The sequence below is a fragment of the Hymenobacter jeongseonensis genome (genome assembly GCF_015694725.1).
Classification (GTDB): domain Bacteria; phylum Bacteroidota; class Bacteroidia; order Cytophagales; family Hymenobacteraceae; genus Hymenobacter; species Hymenobacter jeongseonensis.
In genome coordinates this window covers 36849-60831 of record NZ_JADQDQ010000002.1, presented here as the reverse complement: position 1 = coordinate 60831, position 23983 = coordinate 36849, and the positions used below count along the sequence as shown (strand labels likewise).

16 protein-coding genes are annotated in these 23983 nt (G+C 61.0%); 7 read left to right on the top strand and 9 right to left on the bottom strand.

Annotation, left to right across the window (positions count from 1 at the left end; all coding sequences use genetic code 11):
• Positions 1-46 precede the first annotated feature (46 nt).
• The gene (locus tag I2I05_RS03890) at positions 47-760 is read right to left on the bottom strand and encodes a Dps family protein (protein WP_196280926.1); all 714 of its coding nucleotides are present in this window, start codon (positions 758-760) and stop codon (positions 47-49) included.
• A 122-nt stretch (positions 761-882) separates the two neighbouring features.
• On the opposite strand from I2I05_RS03890, the gene I2I05_RS03885 reads away from it, so the two are divergent.
• Positions 883-1605, top strand: coding sequence for a VIT1/CCC1 transporter family protein (locus tag I2I05_RS03885; RefSeq protein WP_196280925.1), 723 nt, complete (start codon positions 883-885; stop codon positions 1603-1605).
• Positions 1606-1705: 100 nt separating this feature from the next.
• Positions 1706-2536, top strand: coding sequence for a polyphosphate kinase 2 family protein (locus I2I05_RS03880; RefSeq protein ID WP_196280924.1), 831 nt, complete (start codon positions 1706-1708; stop codon positions 2534-2536).
• Positions 2537-2633: 97 nt separating this feature from the next.
• On the opposite strand, the gene I2I05_RS03875 is transcribed toward I2I05_RS03880, so the two are convergent.
• The 3 genes from I2I05_RS03875 to I2I05_RS03865 form a co-directional block, all read right to left on the bottom strand.
• Positions 2634-4421 carry an ABC transporter ATP-binding protein gene (locus I2I05_RS03875; protein ID WP_196280923.1) on the bottom strand — a complete coding sequence of 596 codons (1788 nt, stop codon included), beginning with the start codon at positions 4419-4421 and terminating at the stop codon, positions 2634-2636.
• A gap of 126 nt (positions 4422-4547) precedes the next feature.
• A complete protein-coding gene (locus I2I05_RS03870; protein ID WP_196280922.1) occupies positions 4548-4916 on the bottom strand; it encodes a DoxX family protein in 369 nt (122 codons plus the stop codon).
• Between the two features lie 234 nt (positions 4917-5150).
• On the bottom strand, positions 5151-5315 hold the full coding sequence (locus tag I2I05_RS03865; RefSeq protein ID WP_196280921.1) for a hypothetical protein: 165 nt from the start codon (positions 5313-5315) through the stop codon (positions 5151-5153).
• Between the two features lie 395 nt (positions 5316-5710).
• Here I2I05_RS03865 and I2I05_RS03860 point away from each other — a divergent pair, with 395 nt between their 5' ends.
• Together I2I05_RS03860 and I2I05_RS03855 are read left to right on the top strand one after the other, a co-directional pair.
• Positions 5711-6064, top strand: coding sequence for a hypothetical protein (locus tag I2I05_RS03860; RefSeq protein WP_196280920.1), 354 nt, complete (start codon positions 5711-5713; stop codon positions 6062-6064).
• 71 nt (positions 6065-6135) lie between these two features.
• Positions 6136-6414 (top strand): antitoxin VbhA family protein, encoded by a 279-nt coding sequence (locus I2I05_RS03855; protein WP_196280919.1) that lies wholly within the window; start codon positions 6136-6138, stop codon positions 6412-6414.
• 214 nt (positions 6415-6628) lie between these two features.
• On the opposite strand, the gene I2I05_RS03850 is transcribed toward I2I05_RS03855, so the two are convergent.
• The gene (locus I2I05_RS03850; RefSeq protein WP_317192315.1) at positions 6629-7666 is read right to left on the bottom strand and encodes a chemotaxis protein CheB; all 1038 of its coding nucleotides are present in this window, start codon (positions 7664-7666) and stop codon (positions 6629-6631) included.
• Between the two features lie 278 nt (positions 7667-7944).
• On the opposite strand from I2I05_RS03850, the gene I2I05_RS03845 reads away from it, so the two are divergent.
• Positions 7945-10977 (top strand): CheR family methyltransferase, encoded by a 3033-nt coding sequence (locus tag I2I05_RS03845; RefSeq protein ID WP_196280918.1) that lies wholly within the window; start codon positions 7945-7947, stop codon positions 10975-10977.
• A gap of 353 nt (positions 10978-11330) precedes the next feature.
• Entirely contained in the window at positions 11331-14087 is a 2757-nt protein-coding gene (locus tag I2I05_RS03840) for a PAS domain S-box protein (protein WP_196280917.1), read from the top strand.
• A gap of 103 nt (positions 14088-14190) precedes the next feature.
• On the opposite strand, the gene I2I05_RS03835 is transcribed toward I2I05_RS03840, so the two are convergent.
• The 4 genes from I2I05_RS03835 to I2I05_RS03820 form a co-directional block, all read right to left on the bottom strand.
• Positions 14191-15291, bottom strand: coding sequence for a T9SS type A sorting domain-containing protein (locus I2I05_RS03835; protein WP_196280916.1), 1101 nt, complete (start codon positions 15289-15291; stop codon positions 14191-14193).
• Between the two features lie 62 nt (positions 15292-15353).
• Positions 15354-17090 (bottom strand): glycosyl hydrolase 53 family protein, encoded by a 1737-nt coding sequence (locus I2I05_RS03830; RefSeq protein ID WP_196280915.1) that lies wholly within the window; start codon positions 17088-17090, stop codon positions 15354-15356.
• Between the two features lie 135 nt (positions 17091-17225).
• Positions 17226-19640 (bottom strand): glycoside hydrolase family 2 protein, encoded by a 2415-nt coding sequence (locus I2I05_RS03825; RefSeq protein WP_196280914.1) that lies wholly within the window; start codon positions 19638-19640, stop codon positions 17226-17228.
• Between the two features lie 83 nt (positions 19641-19723).
• A complete protein-coding gene (locus I2I05_RS03820; protein WP_196280913.1) occupies positions 19724-22312 on the bottom strand; it encodes a cellulase family glycosylhydrolase in 2589 nt (862 codons plus the stop codon).
• 385 nt (positions 22313-22697) lie between these two features.
• On the opposite strand from I2I05_RS03820, the gene galK reads away from it, so the two are divergent.
• The gene (galK, locus tag I2I05_RS03815) at positions 22698-23876 is read left to right on the top strand and encodes a galactokinase (protein WP_196280912.1); all 1179 of its coding nucleotides are present in this window, start codon (positions 22698-22700) and stop codon (positions 23874-23876) included.
• Positions 23877-23983: the final 107 nt, after the last annotated feature.

The following is a 23983-nucleotide window of genomic DNA, read 5'->3' as shown; positions in this document are numbered from 1 at the left end:
TGCCGCAGGTTTTGCGGCAGCCTTTTTAATGGAGTAACTCCGAAGTCTACTCGGCTTGGGTAAGCGGCGAGTCTACCACGTGCTCGGCTACAAACCAAACCTGCATTTCGTTGGTGCGAACGAGTTGGCTCACGATGAGGTCGTTGGTGCCGTCGTCGCCCGAATCATCCGCTTTGCTGGCGTAGTCGTGGCAGTTTTTGAGGATGCGCTGGTGGCCATCGAGCAGGCGTGATACTTGCACGGGCGCTTCTTCGCGGTCGCGGGGCACGCGGGGGATGCTGCTCAGCTCGGCCACGTCGTGGGCCATGGCCACGGCCACGCCACCCAGAATCTGAATGCGTTCGGCAATGGCATCGACTAGCACCGACTGCTCTTCGTAGTGCTTATCAAACAGCAAGTGCAGCTGGTAGAATGTGGGGCCCACCACCTGCCAATGGTGTTTTTTGTACATGTCGCGCAGCGTGATGGTATCGGCCAGCAGTTGGTTGAGCATCGTCACGCTTTCGCGGCGGGTGGGTTCGCTCAGGCCGATGGGCAGGCGCTGGCTGACGGTGCCGTAGCGCTGCGTGGGGGAGGGGGCGTTCTGCTGCTGGTTGAGGCGGGGCTGAATGTCGACGGCGGCATTGCTGCCGGCACCTTTGCCGGTGTTGGCGCCTTTGCCGTTGCTGCTGGCCGAAGCGGCAGCGGGTTTCTTGGCAGCGGGAGCCGCTTTTTTGGTAGCAGGGCCTTTGGGGGCCGCAGTTTTGGCGGGTGATGCCATAACGATGAGTTCGAATGAGGTGAAAGGAATGCCGAAACAAATCGGCCGCAAAAAATCTATTTCAACGTACGTAAAGCACTAGGCTGAGTTAATCTTTTCGCTTCGATTTTACTTTAAGCAGTATGAATGACCCCGCCCTCACCGAACCCGACTTCGTGCTGCACCACGAGCACCACCTCACCAGTTCGGCCATTTTGCAGGACACGGTCATTGGCTTGTCCGATGGCCTCACGGTGCCTTTTGCCTTGGCGGCGGGCCTGAGCGGCGCGGTGGATTCGTCGGCCCTCGTGATAACCGCGGGCCTTGCCGAAATAGTGGCCGGCAGCATCGCCATGGGCTTGGGCGGCTATTTGGCTGGCCGTACCGAAGTAGAACACTACGCGGCCGAGCTGGCCCGCGAACACCGCGAAGTGCAGGACGTGCCCCACCGCGAGCGCGCCGAAGTAGACGAGCTGCTGGCCGAAATGGGCCTCTCGGAAGCCACCCGCGCCGCTGCCGTGGCCGAGCTCACGGCCGACCCCGAGCAATGGGTGCGCTTCATGATGAAATACGAGCTTGGTTTGGAAGAACCCGACCCCAAGCAGGCGCCCAAAAGTGCCTTCACCATCAGCACGGCCTATGCTGTGGGCGGGCTGATTCCGTTGTCGGCTTACTTTTTTACGGATACGCCCACGGAAGGCTTGGCTTGGTCGGCGGTGATAACGCTGGTGTGTTTGCTGGTATTCGGGTATTTCAAAAGCCGCCTGACGGGCCAGCCCGCCGTGGCCGGCGCCTTAAAAATGGCGTTTGTGGGCGCGCTGGCGGCGGCGGCGGCATTTGGCGTGGCCCGGCTCATCACGGAGTGAGGTTTTTCGGGGGCTCTTGAAGACGGGGCACAACGCGCGTCCTGCTGATTTTCAGTAGAACGTGTGGAATTTATGCGTTAGCTAGACTTTCTTCCTCATCATGAAATTCGACATTCCCAAAACGCCCGCCGTTCAGGTAATGGGCAAGTCCTTTCGCCTGGCCCACGTTGACCCCGATGACATCACCCCCTTCGTTCATAGCCCCGACGACAAGGACGAGGCCAGTCCGCGCCTTTTGCAACTACGAGAGCGGCTGAGCCAGCTGCAGGAATTGCTCTACGCGGAGCAGGAGCGCGACGTGCTGCTCATCTTCCAGGCCATGGATACCGGTGGCAAAGACGGCGCCATCAAGAACCTGCTTACCGGCGTTAATCCGGCGGGCGTGCGCGTCACCTCCTTCAAAGCGCCTTCGACCGGTGAGTTAAGCCAGGATTTTTTGTGGCGCATTCATGCGCAAATCCCCAAACGGGGGCACATCGGGGTATTCAACCGCTCCCACTACGAGGATGTGCTCATCACCCGCGTACACGGGCTGATTGACGAGAAAACCTGGAAACGTCGCTACGAGGACATCAATAATTTTGAAGAGCTGCTGACCCACAACGGCACCGTGGTCCTCAAATTCTTTCTGCACATCTCCAAAAAAGAGCAGGCCGACCGCCTGCAAGCCCGCCTCGACGACCCCACCAAGCACTGGAAGTTCGACCCCGACGACCTGAAGGAGCGCAAGCTGTGGAAGGCCTACCAAAAAGCCTACGAGGACGCCATCCGAAATTGCTCCCCGGCCCACGCACCGTGGTTTGTGGTGCCGGCCGACCAAAAATGGGCGCGGGATTTGGCGATTACCGAAATTGTGGTAGCCGCCTTGGAGGCCATGAACCCGCAGCCGCCCAAAGCCGATTTCGACCCCAAGAAAATTGTGATTGAGTAAAGGCTGCAGTAGCCATGCAGCAGTAAGCGTATGTCTGCCGAACTAGCGGGTCCGACCGCGCTAGGCAATCGGACCCGCTAGTTCGAGACAGGTGGAGCTATACCGCTACCGCGGACGTTTCCTCTTCCTTGCGCTCGCCAATCTGCTGGCGCCACATGGCGTAGTAGAGGCCTTTTTGCTGCAGCAATTCTTCGTGGCGGCCCTGCTCGGCGATGTGGCCGCGCTCCAGCACAAAAATGCGGTCGGCGTGCAGGATGGTGCTGAGGCGGTGGGCAATGAGGATGGTCATGTGCTGGCGCGAGCCCGACAGCTTGCGCACCGTCTTGCCGATTTCTTCTTCGGTGAGGGAGTCGAGGGCCGACGTGGCTTCGTCGAACACCATGAGCGTGGGCTTGCGCAGTAGGGCACGGGCAATGCTGAGGCGCTGCTTTTCGCCGCCCGAAACCTTCACGCCGCCTTCGCCAATCACGGAGTCGAGGCCTTTGGGGGCGCGGGCCAGCAGGGTATCGGCCGCAGCTTGGCGCAGGGCCAGCAGGCATTCCTCGTCGGTGGCATTGGGCGCTACAAAGCGCAGGTTCTCGCGGATGGTGCCGGAGAACAGCTGGGTGTCCTGAGTCACGAAACCGATTTGCTCGCGCAACTCGTCCAGGTCGATTTCGGCACCGGGAATGCCGTTGTAGAGAATCTGGCCCGAGCGGGGCGGGTAGAGGCCTACCAGCAGCTTCACGAGCGTGGTTTTGCCCGAGCCCGAGGGGCCCACGAAGGCAATGGTTTCGCCCAGCTTGGTGGTGAACGAAATGCCATTGAGCGCCGGGGCGTTGGCCGTGAGGTGCTTGAAGCTGACGTGGTCGAAGGCCAGGTTCTCGATGTGGGCCACCGATTTGGGGTGGGCCGGTTTCTGGTCCTTGGGCGTGTCGAGAATCTGCTGGAAGTTGCCCAGCGAAATCTGGGTTTCGCGGTAAATGCCGATGATGGAGCCCAACTCCTGCAGCGGCCCGAAGATGGAAAACGAGTAGATAAAGAACGAGAAGAACTCGCCCAGGGTGATGTGGTTCTGCACCCGCAGGTAGAGCAACAGCAGGATGATGATGTTGCGCAGCAAGTTCACGAACGTGCCCTGCACGAAGCTGAGCGAGCGCAGGTAGCGCACCTTGCGCAGCTCCAGCTTCAGGATTTTATCGGTGGTGGCGTTCAGGCGCTCGGTTTCCTGCTGGGCTAGGCCCAGGCTTTTGATGAGCTCGATGTTGCGCAGGCTCTCGGTGGTAGAACCGGCCAGGGCCGTGGTTTCGGCCACGATGGTTTTCTGAATCACCTTGATGCGCTTGCTCAGCAAAAAGCTCAAAATGCCCAGCAGCGGGATGGTGAGGAAGTAGCCCAGCGCAATGGGCCAGTACACCGTGATGGCGTACCACATCACGAAGGTGATGCCCACCAAGGCCGTAAATATCACGTTCACAAAGCTCTGAATGAGCTTTTCTACATCGATGCGCACCTTTTGGAGCTTGCCGAGGGTTTCGCCGGAGCGCTGGTCCTCAAATACCTGATAGGGCAGCTCCAGCGAGTGGCGCAGGCCGTCGGAATACATCTTGGCGCCCAACCGTTGGGTGATGACGTTGACGTAATAATCCTGAAAGTTTTTGGCGATGCGCGACACCATGGCCACGCCCAGCATGAAGCCGATATAGGGGATGGCCTCCCGGAAAAAAGGCCAGAACGGTACTTTTAGAATGCCGCCGAGGTCACCGTTTTTGGGCACAAAATGGTCGACCAGCTTGCGGAAGATGTACGGGTCGAGCAGCGAGAATATTTGGTTGACCGCAGCCAGCACCAGCGCCAGCACCAACAGTCCCCAATAGTTGCGGAGGTAACTATACAGAATTTTCATGAAGCAAAAAGAAAGCCCGCGCCGCCTGCCGCGTGGCAAGCAACCCGTGCGGGCACCAATGGTTCGGGCCCGCCACCGCCAGGTGCCGGGCCCGAAGCCGGTGAAATAACAAAGAATCGAGCCGGATTAGGCCAGCCGGGTCACGGGGCGGCGCAGCAAGTACAACACCACCAGCAGCACCAGCGCCACCAGGGCCGGTATGCCGCCGGCCAGCCCGCCCGGGATTTTGGTGGCGTGCATAACCACGGCCCCAATCATGATGACGATGAGGCCCAGCGCCGCGAGCCGCACCGTGCGCGGAATGAGCAGGCCGATGCCACCCAGCAACTCGGCCGCGCCAATGAGGCCGCCGAACCAGCCGGGGAAGCCCATGCCGCTAAAATTCTTCATGGTGCCTTCGAGGCCCTGGAGTTTGTCGAAGCCGGCCTTGATGAAAAAAAGGCCCAGCAGGACTTGCAGAATCCAGGCAATGATGTTGCGTACAGAAGGGCTCATAAACCAAGGGGAAAAGAATGAGAAGAGAATTGGAGAAACGTGAACTGTAAAGAAAGCGACCCGCACGGGCCGGTGCAACGCCCGGCGGCCCGGAAGTCCTGGCAAGGCCAGACGTATTCGTCCGGACAATACTTTAACGCCACCTGTAGCCGCGACCATCCCGCACGAACTATGCTTTGCAAAAAAGCCCTGGCCAAGCAATTGACCAGGGCTTTTTTGGGGCGGTGGCAAGGGTTATTTCTTGCCGCCGTGTTTAGGCTCGCTGCTTTTTTTGCCGGTTTCGCGGTGCTGTTCGGTACTGCCGCCGCGGTTGGTGTTTTGGGGACTTTCGTTGCCCTTCTTGCCGGCCTCCGGTTGCGCCTCGGCGTTGATGCCGTGTTTTTTTGCCTTGTTAGTCATGGCTGAAAAGTGCGTTAGGGATTAACAGGAACAATTCGGCCTTATAACGAGGCCGACGGGCGCGGGTATGCTACGGAAGGGCTCAAAATCAGGGTTTTCGCGGAAAATACCGATATGTACGGAAGGCGGTTACGTGTTTCAGGGGAGGGTATTGCGAGTTGTCGAGTTTAATTTAGTAAGCTGCAAATGGCGTAGGCTTGGCGAGGTATTCGGGATTACTACTGATGGATTTTTTCAGGGTATACTTATACGAAATAAGTATTTCTAACCGATGCCTACTGGCAAAGTAAGACGAACTTTGTAGACCATGGTGCGCTGGAAAAATTTGCTTTGACTTTGAATGGCTGCCAGCCGATGGTTGGTAGCCAGTTGTTTATATACATTTTTTGCCCTCTATGACAACCGTTTATCACGAATTGCTTCCGGATAGCTACTTGCTGCTCCTGACGCCTGGCAAGCCGGCTGACCCCGAGTACGCCCTGGACTATTCTTTAAGGTGCGCTTGCCGCAGCGGCAGGCCTGCCGTGTGGGTCGATTGCGAACTGGTGGACGCCCTCTCGACCGAAGCCGCCCGCACCCTCTTGGACTACCACGACAAACTGCTGGCCCAGCATAAGCAGCTCGTTGTGGTGCACGCCTCCGATGAGGTGAAGCAACGCCTGCTCAACTGGCGGTACAGCCCCGGCATCTGTTTCGCGCCCACCTTATTCGACGCGGCCTGGCAAAGCGGCCTGCGAATGGTGGCATGAGGGCGCGGTGGCTATTTCATTCATTGGTAAAAAAATGCTTTACCACCATGCCTATTTTAAATTCTGAAGCCATGCCGCACCACTTGAGCGAGGACCAGCGCCAGAACTGGCTGCGCCGCCAGCGCACCGCCGAAAACACGCTCGCCATTCAAGCCCTGGGCGGCACCGTGCCCAACGAGGAAACCCTCTCGTACTTCCATCGCTACGTGAGCGGCGAAATCACCCTGGCCCAAGCCATTGCCCAAGTGCGCGAGCAAATGGCCCAGGAGCACGCTGCTTTCCGGCAGTACCTCAACCGCGGCAGCGTTATCTCTGCTAATTACCCTCCCGCAGCAGGGAGCAACCGCTAGCTCCAACGACTTCTCTGAACCTGCAAAAAGTAGCCGATAACCACCCCAGCCCAGTATCCGCCAGCGGCAGTTATCGGAAATAGTGACTAAACCAGACCTTGCCAAAGCCCCCGCCGGAGACAACCCGGCGGGGGCTTTTGGCTAGTTGAGGGCGCATCATTTTTACGCAGTTCGGTGAAAAGCGCGGGGGACTTGCTGCCAGCCGCCTGCGCTGCTAATCGTATTCTTCCGGCTCGGGCACCACGTCGGTGCCGCGGTGCGGGGTGCTGCTGGAGAGCAGAAATTCTCGCAGCCGGTTCACGTGCTTTTTGAGCTCTTCAATGCGCTCGGCCTGTTGGGGGGCGTAGGGGCTGGCGTCGCGAGAGGCCATGCTGCTGAGCAGGTTGCGGCGCTCTTCCATCATGCGCAGGGCCACCCACAGCGTTTCTTCCAGGCTGTGCTGAGACTCGCGCAGCAGCACATCGGCCGTGAAGGAGTGGCCGGTGTGGCAGCGGTAGCGCTGCACCTGGCCGTGCTCCAGTTCCCAGAGGTTGCCGCCGCAGTCGGGGCAGGTGAGGGGCACCAGGTGCCCGATTTTGTCAACTTCTTCGGTCGTTCCCACAACTCTTTCCGCAATTGCGGCCTCCTGTTTAAGGTCTTCGGGGATGCTCGGGGCGGCGGCCTTGGGCAAGGAGCCGCGCGTAAGTTCTTCAAGCAGGGCGCCCATTCTGCTCAACGGCAGCACGTAGTCCACGCTCACCGTGCGAAGGGCCGTTTCCGGCATGCTGGGAAACGCAGCATCTTGCGGGTCTTGCACCACGGCCACGCCGCCGCAGCGCTTAATAAACTCGAGGCCGGCGGTGCCGTCGTGCAGCATACCGGTGAGCACCACGCCCACCACGGCGGGCCCGTAGGTGACGGCCGCCGAGCGAAAAAGCGCATCGATGGCCGGCCGGTAGTTGTTTTCCCGTGGGCCCTTGGTCACGAGGGTGAACGGGGCATTTCTATTTTTCACCAGCAGGTGGCAGTCGGGAGGGGCCAGGTAAAGGGTGCCGGCCTCAATGGCATCGCCGCTCACGGCCAGCCGGCATTGCAGGGCGGTGTGGCGGGCTAGGCGGCTCACCAAGTGTTCGCCGTCAGAATCGGGGGCGAAGTGCTGCACCACCAGCACCGCGGCCGGCAGGTGGGCCGGAAGCTGGGCCACTAGTTTCACCAGGGCCGGCATGCCGCCGGCCGAAGTGCCGATAACAATTAAGTAGGAGGGGGCGGGCACGGAAATAGCAGGCGGTTGGTTTCCTGTTTATTACGCGCCTCGCAGACGATGGGCCGACTTCAGCCGGTTTTTTAGGTTAAATTTGAAAGCGCGTCGTTGGGTTATGGGCCCGGCAGTTCTGGTACATTGAAGGCTTTCAGTTACTAGCACAACTGCCCGGCTGAGCTTGGCTAATGCCAATGCTAGCGAACCCAGCCGCAATCCTTGCTGCGCAGCTTTCGCGGCACTTTTTCGGAGCTTGGGCGCCCTGCGCTCCGGCCGTTTTTGTTTTCTCTCTCATGAATCCTTTACCGCACGATTCCCCGGTAGACGAGCCCGCCATTGTCGTGGTTCCCCTCGAAGACCAGGTGCACAACGGGGCCGCCTCGCCGGCCCAGGTGCGCATGGCGCAACGCCAAGACGAGCCCGAAGACAAGTTTCCGCTGGTGGCCCTGGGGGGCTCGGCGGGCTCGCTCAAGGCCTTCGAGCAGTTCTTTCAGAACATGCGCCCCGACAGCGGCATGGCCTTCGTGGTGATAACCCACCTCGCGCCCGACCACAATTCGGAGCTGGTGCCCATCCTGCAGAAGTTCACGGCCATGACGGTGCACGAAGCCGCCGACGGCCTCAAGGTGCGGCCCAACAACGTGTACGTCATCCCGCCGAACCGCGATATGAGCATCCTGCACGGCACGCTGCTGCTCTTCACGCCCACGCAGCCCGCGGCCCGGCGCCTGCCCATCGATTTCTTTTTCCAGAGCATGGCCAAGGATGCTCGCGAGCGTGCCGTGTGCATCATCTGCTCGGGCATGGGCTCCGACGGCACCATTGGCTTGAAAATGGTGATGGAAAACTTTGGGATGGTGATGGTGCAAGCTCCCGAAACGGCCGAATACGACTCGATGCCGCGCTCGGCCCTGGCCACCGAATTTGTGGACTACGTGCTGCCCGCCGAGCAGCTGCCCGCCAAACTCCTCGAATACGTGAACAAGCCACTGCTGGCCCGGCCCCGCCGCGAGGTGGCCGAGTCGGCCTCCAAGCCGGCGCACGCCCTCCAGAAAATATTCATCCTCATCCGGGCCCAGACCGGCCACGACTTTTCCTTTTATAAGCGCAACACCGTGTTCCGGCGCATCGAGCGCCGCATGAACTCGCACCAGATTCGCGAGTTCACGCACTACGTTCGGTTTTTGCAGGAAAACCCGGCCGAGGTAGACGCGCTATTCAAAGAGCTGCTAATTGGCGTTACCAAATTCTTCCGCGACCACGACGCGTTCGACCACCTGAAGATGCGGATGCTGCCCTTGCTGCGCCAGAAGCCCGCCGACAGCGTGGTGCGGGTGTGGGCGCCCGGCTGCTCCACCGGCGAGGAGGCCTACACCCTGGCCATGTGCCTGTTTGAATGCCTGGATTCGGTGGACCGAAACCGCTACCTGAAAATTCAGATTTTCGCCACCGATATCAACGCCGACGGCATCGACCAGGCCCGGGCCGGCATGTATCCCGAAAGCATTGAGGCCGACGTGAGTCCCGAGCGCCTAGCCCGCTTCTTCAACAAAGTCGACGGCTTTTACCAAATCAAAAAGGAAGTGCGCGACGTGGTGATTTTTGCCGTGCACAACCTCACCAAAGACGCGCCCTTTACCAAGCTGGACCTGCTGGTGTGCCGCAACCTGCTGATTTACTTGTCGGCGGAGTTGCAGAAAAATATTCTGCCCATCTTCCACTACGCCCTCAATCCCGGCGGCATTTTGTTTTTGGGTCCGAGCGAAAACCTCACGGGTTTTCAGGACTTGTTCACGCCGCTCGATGTGAAATGGAAGATTTCGCGGCGCGCCGAAGGCACCTCCACCCTCAACCGAATTGTTAGCTTTCCTTTTTCGCTGGCGCGGCAGCAAGCCAATCCCGCACCCGCCGCAGGCACTATGCATTTGAATTCCCCCCGTAAAGACGGTCCTTTTGCCACGCTGGTGCAGCGGGTGCTGCTGCGGCAGTACACCCCCCCGGCCGTGGTTATCAACACCAAAGGCGAAATCCTGTACGTGAACGGCCGCACCGGCCGCTACCTCGAGCCCGCGCCCGGCCTGGGCGGCATGAACGTGTTTGAGATGGCCCGCGAGGAGCTGAACTACGAACTCAGTGCAGCGGTGCACAAGGCCGCCTCCACCCAGCAGGATGTGGTGACCGAAAACGTGAAGGTGAACACCGAACTGGGCGTGCAGCTGTTGCGCGTGACGGTGAAGTGCCTGGAAGAACCCGAGCAGCTGGCCGGCTTGCTGCTGCTGGTGTTTGAAGACCAGCCCACACCCCGCAAAGTGCGCCTGGGCAAGGCCGGCATCGGCTCGGAGCTTAGTCGTGACGCCGTAGTGGTGGCTCTCGAAAAAGAGCTGCAGTACACCAAGCACCGCCTCCAAACCACCATTGAGGAAATGGAAAGCAGCGTAGAGGAGCTGAAAAGCACCAACGAAGAACTGCAAAGCGCCAACGAGGAGCTGCAAAGCACCAACGAGGAAGCCATGACCAACAAGGAGGAAATGCAGAGCCTCAACGAGGAGCTCATGACCCTCAACATGCAGTACCTCAGCAAGACGGAGGAGCTGAGCCTGGCGGCCAACGACATGAAAAACCTGCTGGACGCCACCGAAATAGCCACCATATTCCTGGACAATGACATGGTGATAAAGCGGTTTACGCCGCCCGTGCACCGCATTATTTCGCTGCTGCCCGGCGACGTGGGACGGCCCATTACGCACTTTGCTAGCACGCTGCGCCACGAAAACCTAGCCAAGGACGTGCAGCAGGTGCTCGACCGCTTGATTAGCGTGGAAGCCAACATTCAGACCACTACCGGCGAGTGGTATGCCATGCGGATTTTGCCCTACCGCACCCTCGACAACTACATCAGCGGGGCCGTTATCACCTTCACCGACATCACCGACCTCAAAACTCTGGAAGCCAAGCTCCAGGAGAGCAGCCGCCTCGCCGAAACCGTGGCGGAGTCCGTGCGCGAGCCGTTGCTGGTGCTCGACTACCAGTTGCGGGTACTGGCCGTGAGCCACTCGTTTTCGGAGCTCTTCGGCATCGACGTGTCCCAGGCCAAGGGCCGCCCCCTGAACGAGCTCGACGGCGGAATTTGGCGGCAACCCGAACTACGCCGGCACCTGGAAAGCATCTTGAAAGAACCCAGCACGACGTTCGACGACCTTGAATTTGACGCGGAATTCCCGGGGGCCGGGCGCCGCAAGCTGCTGCTGTACGGCCGCCGCATTGGCAGCGAACAAATTACGGAAAGCAAGCTGCTGCTTGGCCTTCAGGACGTCACCCCGGCGTAGGTAACGGCCGCCCGGCGCGCTGTAGCGCCGGGCTCCGCCGATTCTTACGCCCAACGGTCGCGCCCACTTTCGCTGCAGATGCGTGGGGGAAGGTCGTGTTCCATCGACTCAGTGAAATTTTATAACAATAAATATATTTTTTATATATAAAACCATAATTAATGCCAAGTAAATGCTATGGTTAAGCCTCTGGCTGTTCAGCTTGGGCTAACTGGCGAGCTATAAGTCAGTTACTGCGTTTGCTAGGGTATGGCTTTTATCTTATACATTGCGCAGTAGCCTTTTCCACATTGTGTTCCTCGAACGGTCGCTTCCTACTAGCCATTTGGGGTTGATATTCTTGCTTATAAGTTATGAATAGGGACCCTGCCGCCAGCCCGGAGTGGTATAATGACGATTTCAGCCAGCCCGTAACCGATGTGCATGCCGCGCTGGCCTCGTTGCGTTCGCGCGCCGAAAGGCGGCAGTACTTGGTTACCCAAGGCGTTGATAACAAAACGCCCGAAGAAGCGCAGCGCATGTTTCAGGAGCTGCAAGTGCATCAGATTGAGCTGGAGATGCAGTACGAAGAGCTGCTATTGGCCCAGACGGAGGTTAATAACGTCCGGGCGCAGTACGTGGACTTGTATGATTTTGCGCCCGTGGCTTACTTCACCATCACGGGCGAGGGACTTATTCAGCAGCTCAACCTGTGCGCCAGCCAGCTGCTGGGCACCGTGCGCCAGCGCTTGGTGGGGCGTCGTTTTGCCCTGTTCATCGCGCCGGAAAGCCGCTTTGAGTTCGGCCAGTTCCTCACCCGGGTGTTCAATACCACGAGCACGCTGAGCGCCGAGCTGGTGCTGCAGCGCGAAGACGGCACCCGCTTTTACGCCCAGCTAGAGGGACTGAAAGTGGAGCACGCGCCCGAAAACGCCGCCGCCAACCCGCAGTGCCGGTTGGCAGTGATAGATACCACGGCCCGGCGGGAGTCCACCGCCGCGCTGGCCGCCAGCGAATCCCGGTTCCGCCGGCTGTTCAACGACAGCCACGACGCCGTGGTGCTGTTGCAGGGCCACACCTTCATCGACTGCAACAACGCGGCCCTGGACCTGCTTGGGGCCCAGTGCAAAACCCAGGTAGTGGGCCAAAACTCCTGGGCCCACGCCCCGGTGTTGCAACCCGATGGGCGACGCACGGTTGAGCTGTTTCAGCAGTCGGTGGCGGAAGCTATGCAGACGGGCTCTAAGCGCTGCGAGGCATATATGTACAAAGTGACGGGCGAAGAAATCAGAGTGGAAGCCGTGCTTACGCCCATTGAGGAAGAAGGAGGGAAGCCGCCGCTGGTGCACATCTTGTGGCGCGACGTGACCAGTGAGCGTCTCGCCGCGGAGCAGCTCCGTGAGAGCCAGGCCCGGCTGAGCCTCGCGCTGGAAGCGTCGGAAACGGGCATATTTACCGGGAATATCGACCTTGATAGAATCGAATGGGACGAGCGGGCTCAAGCCATCTTCGGCTACGAATACAACCCCAATCCGGTGCCGGTGGAAGCCTTGGACCAGCGCTTTCATCCCGATGACAAAGCCCGAATCTGGGAAGCCATCCGGGCGGCCATTGCGGGGCAGTCGCAGTTAGCGGTTGATTACCGGGTGGTGTGGGCCGATGGCTCGGTGCACTACGTCACGGCGGCGGGCCGGGCCGTTGCCGATGCGAATGGCCAGATGGCCGGTTTCACGGGCGTGTTGCGCGACGTGACGCCCCTGTACGCTGCCGAAGGCGAGCTCCACTACAAAAACCTGGTGATGGCCAGCGTGCTCGACAACCTGCCGGTGGTGCTGACCCGCTTCCAGCCCGATGGCGTAGTGACGGAACGGGCGGGCTCGGGCCTGGGAGTGCTGGGGTTGGAAGGCAACTCGTTGGTAGGAACCAATCTGCTGGAGAGATTTCCGCAGTATCAAAGCGAGTTTAAAAAGGTGTTGGCGGGCGAGACCATCAATTTCATGGCCTCGGCCACGGCCAATGGCCGCGAAGTATTCGTGCGGAACTACGCCTTTTTCGACGAAGCGCAAAGGCAAGCCATCATGCTCGGGTTTGACGTGACGGAAGTGGAGCAGAATAAAAAGCAGCTGCAGGCCGAAAAGGAATTCACCGAAAGCCTGCTGGAAAACAGCGTGGATGGCATTGTGGCCATCGACCGCGACGGCATCATCACGGCCTGGAACAAGCAGGCGGCCCGCTACTTCCTCCAGGAGCCGGCCGATGTGCTGGGGCAGCCCCTGTTCGACGTGCTGCCGCACCTCAATTGCGACGAAGAGCAGCAAATAGTGGGGCGGGTGCTGGCCGGCGAGCAGGTGCTGCTGGCGGGCCAGGCGTTTGAGCACCGGGCCGGGCACTACGATGCCTACCACGTGCCGCTGCGCCAAGAGGGTGAAATCACGGGCATTCTCATCATGTTCCGCGACGTGACCGAGCGCGACCGGCTGGCCGAAGAAGCCACCCAACTGCGCCTGCGCCAGCAGCAGGAAGTGCTTTCGGCCATCCTCACCACCCAGGAAACCGAGCGCAAGCGCATTGCCGAGGCCCTGCACAACGGCCTGGGCCAGCTCCTCTACGCCGCCAAGCTCAGTCTGGAAGGCCGCGCGGGCACGCCGTCCTCGCCGCGCGCCTCGCTCAAACTGCTGCACGAAGCCATCCGAACCACGCGCACGATTTCCTTCGAGCTCACGCCGGGTATTTTGGAGGATTTTGGCTTGCGCACCGCCCTAGAGGAGCTCAGCAAACGCATCACGCCCACCGGCCTGTCCGTGAACCTGCACCTCGTGAACCTGGAGCAGCGCCTGCGCCCGCCCGTAGAAATTGCGGTGTACCGCATTGTGCAGGAGCTACTTAATAACATCATGAAGCACGCCAAAGCCACGGAGGTCGAGGTGCACGTGGCCCGCGAGAAAAAGCGGGTGGAAGTGAGCGTGGAAGACAACGGCTGCGGCTTCGAGCCCGATGCCCTCACCACGCTGCCGCTGGCCGGCATGGGTTTGTCGGGCGTGCGCAACCGCGTGGCGCTGCTGGGCGGCAAGCTTTCCATCAATTCCCGCCTCGGCCGGGGTACCATCATCAGCTTCGCGCTTGATGAGTAAAGCGTCTGGGTAAGCAGCGTAAAAAGAAGCACCTAACGCCCAAAAAAGAAGGCGGCCCCGCTCAGGGCCGCCTTCTTTTTTGGGCATCGGGTTTCGATGCGAGCTATTCCATCACCACCATTCGGCTGGTTGTCTGATTTCCAATTTGCAGCTTCACCAAGTAGTTGCCGGCAGGCAGGCCGCTCAGGACGAATTTCTGCGCACCGGCTTGTTGGGTGCTGGCCAGGGAGCGCACCCGCTGCCCCAGGCTATTGTAGACGGCCAGCGCTACCGCCTGCCGGCCCGTGGGCACCTTGTAAGCTACGGTGGCTGTGGCCCGGGCAGGGTTGGGGTAGACGTAGAAGTCGAAGCCAGCGGCTACTGCCGAGCGGCTGGCCAGGCCGTCCGTGGCCCGAAATGACACGTACTGGTCGTCGTCGATGGCGGTGAAATCAGGGTCGGCACCGAGCGGAGTGGTGCGGTTGGCAATCTGGGGAATGACCTCGCTCAGGAACGTGCCGCTGCTCTCGACGAATGCGGCAAATAGCTCGAGGCGGCTAGTTAACGTGACCGGTGACGTGGCGGTGCCGAGGGCCGCCAGCGGAATCTCAATTTCGAAACCCGAGTTGCTGGTATTCGCCGTGAGGCTGGCGGAGTTGCGGTAGGCGAATTTGCTGCCCGCCAGGTCCAGGGTGCCGGGGGCGGTGATGGCCGTGCCCACCTTATCAGATGCCCCGATATAAGTGTCGTTGCCGGGCGTGGTCGTGGTGCCGGTCACGTACGATGCCCGGCTGAAATACGCCTCGTTCGCCCCCGGTCCCACCACTACCCGGAAGCCGTAGTCGGCCTGCATATCGAGCGTGGGCCGGTGGTACAGCGGCGAGTTGCTGTCGCTGCCGCCCAGCTGCACGCCGGCCGGAGCACCCGCGCGGCCGGGCGTGTTGAGGTAGAGAACGAGGGCGCGGTAAGCCCCCGCCGTGGCCGACTCCGCCGAACCCACCAGCATGATATTGAGGGTGGTGGCGGTGCAGCCCACGTACAGCGCTTTTAGGCCGCGGTCGGCATCGAGGTGGTTGCCGGTGTAAACGGCCACCGGCCGGTACTTGCCCGGCGTGAGGCCTATTTCGTCAGCAGTTGCCTGGCCATCAACCGTGAACTGGGCGCTGGCCGTGGGCGAAGAGGCCATCAGAAAACCCAGAGCGGCAAGTGTGTAAAATGCTTTCATACGGGTACAAACTGAAAAATGGGAATGGAAAAATCAAAGAAACGAGGCGGAGCGTCTGGGATTTACAGCTGCACGACTTTGCGCATTTCGACGTGCTGGCCGTGGCTGATTTTCAGGAAATAGGTGCCGGCGGCCAGCCCGGGCGTTGCGCAGGCAATGGCGTGCGTGCCCCGGCCCAGGCGCTGCGGCGTGGTCAGCACGCGCACCCGCTGTCCGGTGAGGCTGAAGAGCGCCACGGCCACGGTTTCTTCGCGGTCGAGGGTAAGCGTAACGGTCCGGGTGCCGGCCGTGGGATTGGGAAAAACCGCAACGGTTATACCAGGCGTGAACGATTTTACGGCCGTCACGGTGGAGGCAATAAATTCTACATCGTCGATGCTGGCCAATTCTCCCGCAGCGCCATTGGAGCGCAGGCCGATTTCGCACTGCCCGTTCGTGACGGTGATGCCCGGCACCTGCACCTGCACCCAATTGGATGCCACGGGAAGGGTGGTGGCTAGCTCCGCGCCGCCAAACCCGGTGGCGTAGAGCTGGCTCTGGCCGCCGGTGCTTTGGGCCCAGGCCCGCAGCGTGTACGTGCCGTTGGGTACGTTGGCGAGCAGTTGGAACGTGCGCACCTGGTAAGCCGCCGCCTTTTGGTGAACCAGCTGATACAGCGTGCTATAGCCGTAGAATTGCGTGAAGTCGGCATCGGCATCGCCGGTAGTGGAAACCGTGCTCCAACCCAACGGCGTTTGCGTCGGCCCGGTGTACTCGAAGCTGGGGTTGATGACCAAGCCAGCCGCGGGCGGGTTGTCCAGAAAAGCATTGATGGCGACGGTGGGCCGGCCGTTGTTGCTCCACATGCCCAAGCCGTACCCCATCCAATTATAGGCCTGCGGCTCCCAATACAGCACGCCCAGGCCCTTGTTGCCCGGCACCGACCGCACTTTGGCCATGAGGTCGAGCAGCATTTGCTGGGCCGGAATGGGGGCGTTGGCGGGCATGCCGGTTTCCACCACCATCACTTCTTTGCCGGGGTAGCGGGCCACGAGGTCGTTCATGTTGGCCAGGCACTGGGCCGTGAGGGTGGGCCAGTTGGCTGCCGTGGGATACAGCGAAAGGCCGATGACGTCGTAGCGCGCGCCGTACTGCGTCAGCCGGTCGAATACGTAGCGGAAGCGTGCGTTATTGAACCCGTTGTCAACGTGCACAATGACTTTGGAGGTTGGGTTCACGGCTTTCACGGCCGCATAGCCCTGGTCGACCAGCTCGGCGAAATTCTGGGCGTTGGTGCTGATGCGGCCCTCGGGCCACAGCATGCCGTCGGGAGTTTCGTTGCCTACCTGCACCCATTCGGGCACTATGTTGTTGTCCTTCAAACTATCCAGCACTTCGAAGGTGTGGTTATACACGGCCGTTTTTAATTGCGCGAAAGTGTAGCTGCTCCAGGCCACGGGCTTGTTTTGCCGGCCGGGGTCGGCAAACTCGTCGCTGTAGTGAAAGTCAATCAGCACCCGAAAGCCCAGGTTATGGGCCCGAATGGCCTTGGCCACCACGTCGTTTTTGCCGTTCCAGCCACCGGCGGGGTTCACCCACACCCGCAGCCGGATGGAGTTCATGTCGTAGCCGCGCAACAGTTGAAACAGTTCTTGCTCGGTGCCGGCCCGGTTGTAGAACCGGTAGTTGGCCTGCTCCATTTGAGTTATCCAACTCACGTCGGCACCCTTGGCAAACGGGGCGGGTACTTGGGCCCAGGCCCGGTTGGCAGGCCCCAGGAGCAGGCCCAACATCGTGAGAAGCAGTAGAATATTCTTCATTCGTTTTTGGGAAAGGAGACGGCCTGCTACGAGTGCAGGGGGGCGGTGAAATTTAATTAAGCGCCAAGTTTTTGTAGCGCAAACGATTGAGTAAAATGCGTAATCAAAGCGCGGCCCGCCGGGGCCGCGCTTGGCTTAGCGAATGTCGATTTTCAGGCCAGCCTCGGCCAGCCCATCGGCCGTAGCGGTCAGCTGAACACTCTCCTGGTTTTGGCCGGTTTTCAACAGCACCGTGGCAATGCCGGCCTCGGCCCGCACGGGGTTTTCGCCAACGAGCTCACCGGCGCCCTTGAGGGCGAAGCGGACGTTGTTGGTAGCGTCTGGCAGCACGGTGCCGGCGGCGTCTACCACGTCGGCATACACAAACAGCACGTCCTGCCGGCCCGCGTCGCGGCCGCTGCGGTCGTAGCGCAGCTGCAGGTGGTGGGCCGCGCCGGGCGTGCGCCGCTCGGCGGTGGCCGCCGATTTGCCGTTGCGATAAGCCACGGCCCGCAGCGTGCCGGGCGCGAAAGCCGGTACCGTGAACGTGAAGGGCGCGTGGGCCAGCCGGTCGGCAAATTTGCTGGCGTCGGGGCGCTGCCGGGCCACGGCCTTGCCGTTGAGCTGCAGCTCCACTTCGTCGCAGTTGCTGTACACCACCACTTGCTTGGCCGAGGTGGGCTGCCAGAAGTTGGCGATGTACACCACGGGCTGGCCGAAGCCGTTGCGGCCTGCCACCGGCCCGTTCTGGCTCTGGTAGAAGTAGTAGGCAAACTTGGGCAGCCGGAAAATGTCGGCCACGCCCGACGACTCAATGTCCGGCGCGTAGCCCCGCTTGTAATCAAACATCAGCCAGTTGGCATCGCCCACGGCCGGCCCGCGGAAGTTGTCGTTGTGGGCCTCCTGGAAGTTGAGAGCCTGCTGGGTCAGCGCCCGTTCGCCCTGCCCGCGCAGCTGGCGCGAGGTGCGTTCCGATTCCTTTAGGCCCGAGAAAGCCGTTTGGTTGAAGCCGGCGTTGTGGGCGTAGTATTCCCAGTCGCCGTATTCGCACAGAAAAAGGGGCTTGTCCTTGGCGTATTTGTTGAAATAATCGGGGGCTTTGAGGTGCTGCCGGGCCGGAATGAAGACGTCGTACGCGTAGTCGAGCCAACCGCAGGAGTACACGCCTTCGGTGAACGGCAGTTCCTCGTGCACGGCTTTGTGCGCTGCGTCCATGAAGGGCTTGGCCATGTCCGACTCGTTGAGGGCCGCCTCCCACAGCACAATGCTGGGGTGGTTGCGGTCGCGCCGCACCATGGCGCGGATGTCCTGCAGGCTATTCTTTTGAAACTCGGCATTGCCAAAAAACTGCCAGCCCGGCGTGGAGTCCATCACCAGCAGCCCCAGCTCATCGCAGGCTTGCAAGAAAGCTTCGGAGGGCGGGTAGTGCGAGCAGCGCACAAAATTGAAGCCCGCGTCCTTGATTTTCCAGGCGTCGCGGTACTGCGCGTTGTCCGAAATGGCGTAGCCGAGATAAGGGTATTCCTGGTGGCGGTTGGTGCCGCGCAGGCGCAGCGGCTGGCCGTTGAGGGTGAAGCTTTTGGCCGCGAAGCGGATGCTGCGCACGCCCGTGGTGGTTTCCTGGCGGTCGATGACTTTGCCATCGCGCAGCACTTCCACCACGGCCCGATACAAGTAGGGCTGGTCGGGCGACCACAACTGCGGCTGCGCAATGCTCAATTGCTGCTTCACTTGGGCAAACGCGCCGGGCGCAATGCTCGCGGCTTCGCTGGTGGCCCGCGCTACTTCCTGGTCTTTTTCATTGAGCAGTACGGTGCGCACCTGGGCGGTTTGGGCTTGTGAAGCGTCGTTTTGCAGGTCGGTTTGCAGGTGCAGGGTAGCGGCTTGGGGGCTCACGTTTTCGTAGTGCAGCAGCAGGCCACCGCCCGCCACGCGGTTGGCCTGCACGGCATTGGCAATGTGCAGCGCGTCAGTGAGAATGAGCCGGGCCGGGCGGTAGAGGCCGCCGTAGAAATTGAAATCCAAGCCTTTAAGCGGCTTGCCGGGCGGCACCACCGGGCTGTCCTGGTTGTTGAGGCGCACGACCAAGCAGTTTTCCTCGCCGTATTTCACTTGGCGGGAAATGTCCACGGTGAAGGGAAGGTAGCCGCCCAGGTGGCGCTGCAGTTTTTGGCCATTCAGGTACACGTCGGCCGTGTGCATGGCGGCCCCGAACTCAATCGCCACGCGCGGCCCCGGCCCAGCTGCTGGCACCCGAAAAAACTTGCGGTAGAAGCTGATGCCCTGCCACTGCTGCTGTTCGGTCGTGACGGGCTCGATGCGCGGCGTGTGCGGCAAGGAAATGGCGGCCCACGGAGCCGTACTCCCAGTTTTGCTGAAGTAGTTGGCGGTGACAGTGGTGTCCACGTCTCTTACGAACTGCCAGTCCTGGTTGAAGGCCACCACGGCGGGCAGCGCCTCTGGTTTGGCCGCCGTGCCGGCCGAGCCAGCGCACTGGCTGAGGCCAGCAACTAGCAATAGGCCGCTGCATGGGCGGAGTACAAAGCGGGAAAGCAGAGGAGTGGCGGGCATAAGGGCAGTGGATTTATCAGGGGAATATGGCAAAGCGATTTTGAAAAATGCCGGGACGCCGAAGGCCGCCCCCGGTGTTGTTCTTAGTGGAGCGAAATCGACTCAATATCAACACTCAGCGGACTGCCAGTGACGGCCGCAGCCTCCCACACTACTTGCAACACCTCAGCATCGGCAAGCCTGAGCGCGGCTTTGCTGCCCGACTGGTAGCTCAGGGGCAGGAAGCCCGGGTAGGGCCGGGGCACCAGCAGCAGCGCATCGGGCTGGAAGGCGCTCAAGGGAATGCGGACGTCCTGCACCTCGGCGCTCAGCGCAAGCGGAGCGGAGTAAGCCACAGCGTCTTTGGTCATCATCGTCAGCTTGACCGAGGTGCCGGGCTGGCTGCTGCGGGCCCGCACCACCACTTCCTTGAAACCGGCCAAGTCGGCCTGGCGGCTGGCCAGTTTGTCGCCGAAATAGGCCCGCAGATTGGCCGCGGGGCCGGTGGCGGCGGGCTGCCCGTTGCGGGGCGCGCCCTGCACCAAGCGCAGCGCCAAGCTGCCGCTGGGCAAAGTCACGTAGTCGGTCCAAGCGGTGGAGGCAATGCCGCGGGCCTCAATCCGCTCTTGGTCGAGGTGGGCTTGGAAGAGGGGCAAAGGCGTGCCAGCCGCCACGATGGGCACGGCAAAATGCTCGGCGTGGGCGTAGTCCCAGTTGCGGGGCTCGCCGCCGAAGCCGCCGGGGAAGGTGAACGACTGGCCGCCCTTGCGCAGCACTATCCAATAGCGGAGCTGGCCGGCGTAGAGCAAGTCGGCCGGCACGGTGGCCTCCACCGTGGCATAAGTAGCGGTGGACATCGGCAGGGTGCGGGTGCGGCCGTAGTAGTGCTGGGCCACCAGAAACGCACTGTCGCCCGGCGCCAGGCCGGTGAGCGTGGCCGCAATGCGCAGCGGCTGGCCGGCCACCGCCTGCGCGGGCGGCGTGTGCAGCACCTGCGGGCCCAGTTGGGTAGCCGCCGGAGCTACGAATTCGCCCAGCTTGATGCGATTGAACGTCGACTGCCCAGTGAAAGCGTAGGTTGATTTGCCTGCGGCGGACAGCAAGTACACGCCGGGCCGCACGGTGGTGCGGCCATTGGCGGCCTGCGCCTGGGTCGGGTTGTTCGCATTCAGGCCTTTGATGGAGAAACTCGTGCCCAACTCCAGCAGCGCCACTTGCAGCGGCCGCTCATTCCACAAAATCTGCGTCACGGGCTTGCTCAGCGACGCCTTCTCAAACGGGTCGCGGATGGGCACGGCGTCGGGCATTACTTCCAGCCGCCACACGCCGGGGGCCAGCTTATCCAGAAAATAGGCGCCGGTGCCGCCGTAGCGCACCACTGCCGACGAGCCCACGCCCGCCAGATGCCGCAGCTTGGCCGGCTGCTTCGGCGCGGTGGCGGTCGAGTTGGTGTAGTAGAATTCTTCCGGCGTGTTCATCTCGCTCAGCTGCTGGCGGTAGCTCACCCGAAATTCATTGAAAACGGAGTCCTGCGGGTAGCGGCCAAACGACTGCCCGCGCTTCACGTTGCGGAACACCTTGCCGGCAATCAGCAGGCTTAGGGCTTTGGCTGGCGTGTAGGCCAGGTTCAGGTAGTGGGTCTGGTACTCGGTGTTGGCGTAAGCAATGGCCAGGGGGTCGTAGGCAAACTGCGTGGCCCACTGGAAACCGGCTTCGCGGAAGCTGCGGGCCATAAACGGGTACATCACCGGCTGGATAATGTCGGCCGACTCGAACTCGTACACCATCTTGGCCCGTGACGTGAAGCGCGGGTCCTTGCTGTAGGGAATGGGGTACTGGTCGACGTAGGGCAGGAAATTGCCGCGCAGCGCGTGCCCGCTCACCAGCCCCTGCGGGTACCACTGGTAGGTAAGGCCGTCTACCTTGGCGTTGAGCACGCCCTCGTACACATCGGGGTTTTCCGACACGTTGTAGAACACCGGCTTGCGGCAGCCGGTGGCCCGGATGGCCTGCGCCATGCGGTTGGCGAAACTGGTGATTTGGGCTTCGGGCTTGCCGTACTTTGGCTCGTTGCACACCTCGTAGGCAATGATGTCCGGGTCTTCGCGGTTGAGCTGGTTGGTGTAGGGGTTGCGGTGGTTGAGGAACTGCGTGAGGTAGCGCTCCTGGGCCGCAATGGCGCGCGGGTTGGTGTAGGCCTGGTACTTGGAGTAAATGCTGGAAAAGCCTGTGCCGGTGTCTTTCTCAGGGTACCCGTTGTTCCAGTAGGCAATGGGGGTGAGAATGATTTTGATGCCGCGCTGCTTGAGTTGGTTTACCAGGAAATCCAGCAACTTCAGGTGCTCATTCTCCTGCAAGTTGCCGATAGTGTCCGTGATTTCGACGTCCCAGACGTGCACCCGAAACGCGTCGACGCCAAGGCGTGAAAGGTGGTACACGTCCTGCGCAATGGCCTGCTCGTGCGATACGCCCAACCGCTGGTGGGCCCGGTAGGCGTGCGCAAACGGCGTGGTGTAGTTCACCCCAAACAGGGCTACTTCTTGCTTGCCCTTTGCCCAGCGCAGCACGCCGTTTTTATCCACGAATACATCGCCGCTCGGCTCCCGTCCTGCCGACTGGCCGGCAGCCGTGGGTGGCACAATCGAATGATAAAAAAAAGTGAGCAGCAGCAAAAAGGAAAGGCGGTGGAGCATGCGACGGAAGTGAAGAGAAAAAAGCCGGAGCTGGGAAAGTTGGCTGGAAATTGCGAAACTGGCAAAGGGCAGCCGCGAGAGCTGGACTTGCACCAAGCAGAAAATCAGGTGTTTTGGCGAATGGGAAAGCAGGATTACTAGGAGAAGCAGTCGCGTGGTTAGTAGGTGGCGCATGCTCGGTTGTGACCAGGCAAGCAGGGAGGCAAGGAATCAGAACTCGGAAGCCCGAAAGTACCACCGCGAATTTTAATGGCAAACGTTTGCGCAGATTCTGGAGTTACGTGCTACTTTTCCGGCGCCGTTTGCTGCCGCTTGGCCTTTTGGCTCCAAACTGCGTACTCCTTTCCGTGTCGTAGTCCTTCCTCTCCAACCATCAAACCCGCCCATGTCTGCGTCCCTTGTTCACGCCATCCATTCCGATTTTCAGCAGCGTTTTGGCTATGAGCCCATGCTGGTGCGCGCCCCCGGCCGCGTCAACCTTATCGGCGAGCACACCGATTACAACGGCGGCTTCGTGCTGCCGGCGGCGGTGGACAAGGAAATGATTTTTGCGGTGGGCCTAAACGGGGGCACGGCCATCCGCCTGGTGGCCCACGATTTGAGCGAAACGTTTGAGCTGGCCAGCCCCGCCGAAGTCAGCCTGAGCGACACGCATTGGGCCAATTACCTGTTGGGCGTGGTGGCCCAGCTGCAGCAGCGGGAAGTCGAGATTCAAGGGTTTGACTGCGTCTTTGGCGGCACTATTCCTATTGGGGCGGGCATGTCATCCTCGGCCGCTGTGGAATGCGGCCTGGCGTTCGCGCTCAACCACCTGCTGGGCGCCGGCCTCGATAAAATGGAACTGGCCCACGTAGCCCAAAAAGCCGAGCACACCTACGCCGGCGTGAAGTGCGGCATCATGGACCAGTTTGCCAGCCTATTTGGGCGCGATGGACAAGTGGTGCGCCTCGACTGCCGTTCGCTCGACTACGCCTATTTCCCCTTCGATACCAAAGCCAGCCGCATTGTGCTGTGCAACTCCGGCGTGAAGCACAGCCTAGCTAGCTCCGCCTACAACACCCGCCGGCAGGAGTGCGAGCGCGGCGTGGCGGTGCTCCAGCAGCACTACCCCGCCGTGCAAAGCCTGCGCGACGCCACCCTGGAGCAGCTCGAAGCCCACCGCGCCGAACTCGGCGACGTGGTGTTCCGCCGCTGCTCCTACGTGGTGAAGGAAAACCTGCGTGTGGAAGCCGCCTGTCGCCACCTCGAAGCCGGCGACCTCGCTGCCTTTGGCCAGGAGATGTACGCCTCCCACGCCGGCCTGCGCGACGACTACGAAGTGAGCTGCGAAGAGCTAGACGTGCTGGTAGAAGCCGCCAAAGCCGCGCCCGGCGTGTTCGGCTCGCGCATGATGGGCGGTGGTTTCGGCGGCTGCACCATCAACCTGGTGGCCCCGCAGCACGTGGACGAATTCATTGCCAGCGTAAGCGCCGCCTATCAGCAGAAACTGGGCCTCAAGCTCGAAACCTACCAAACGACCATCGTGGGCGGGGTAGGGGCCGTGCCTGTGGTAGTTACCGGTTAGTTAAAAACTAAACCGAACGTCATGCAGAGGACAGCGAAGCATCTCGCCTGGAATAACTAATTACTGAGTGCACGCGAGATGCTTCGCTGCGCTTTGCATGACGGCTC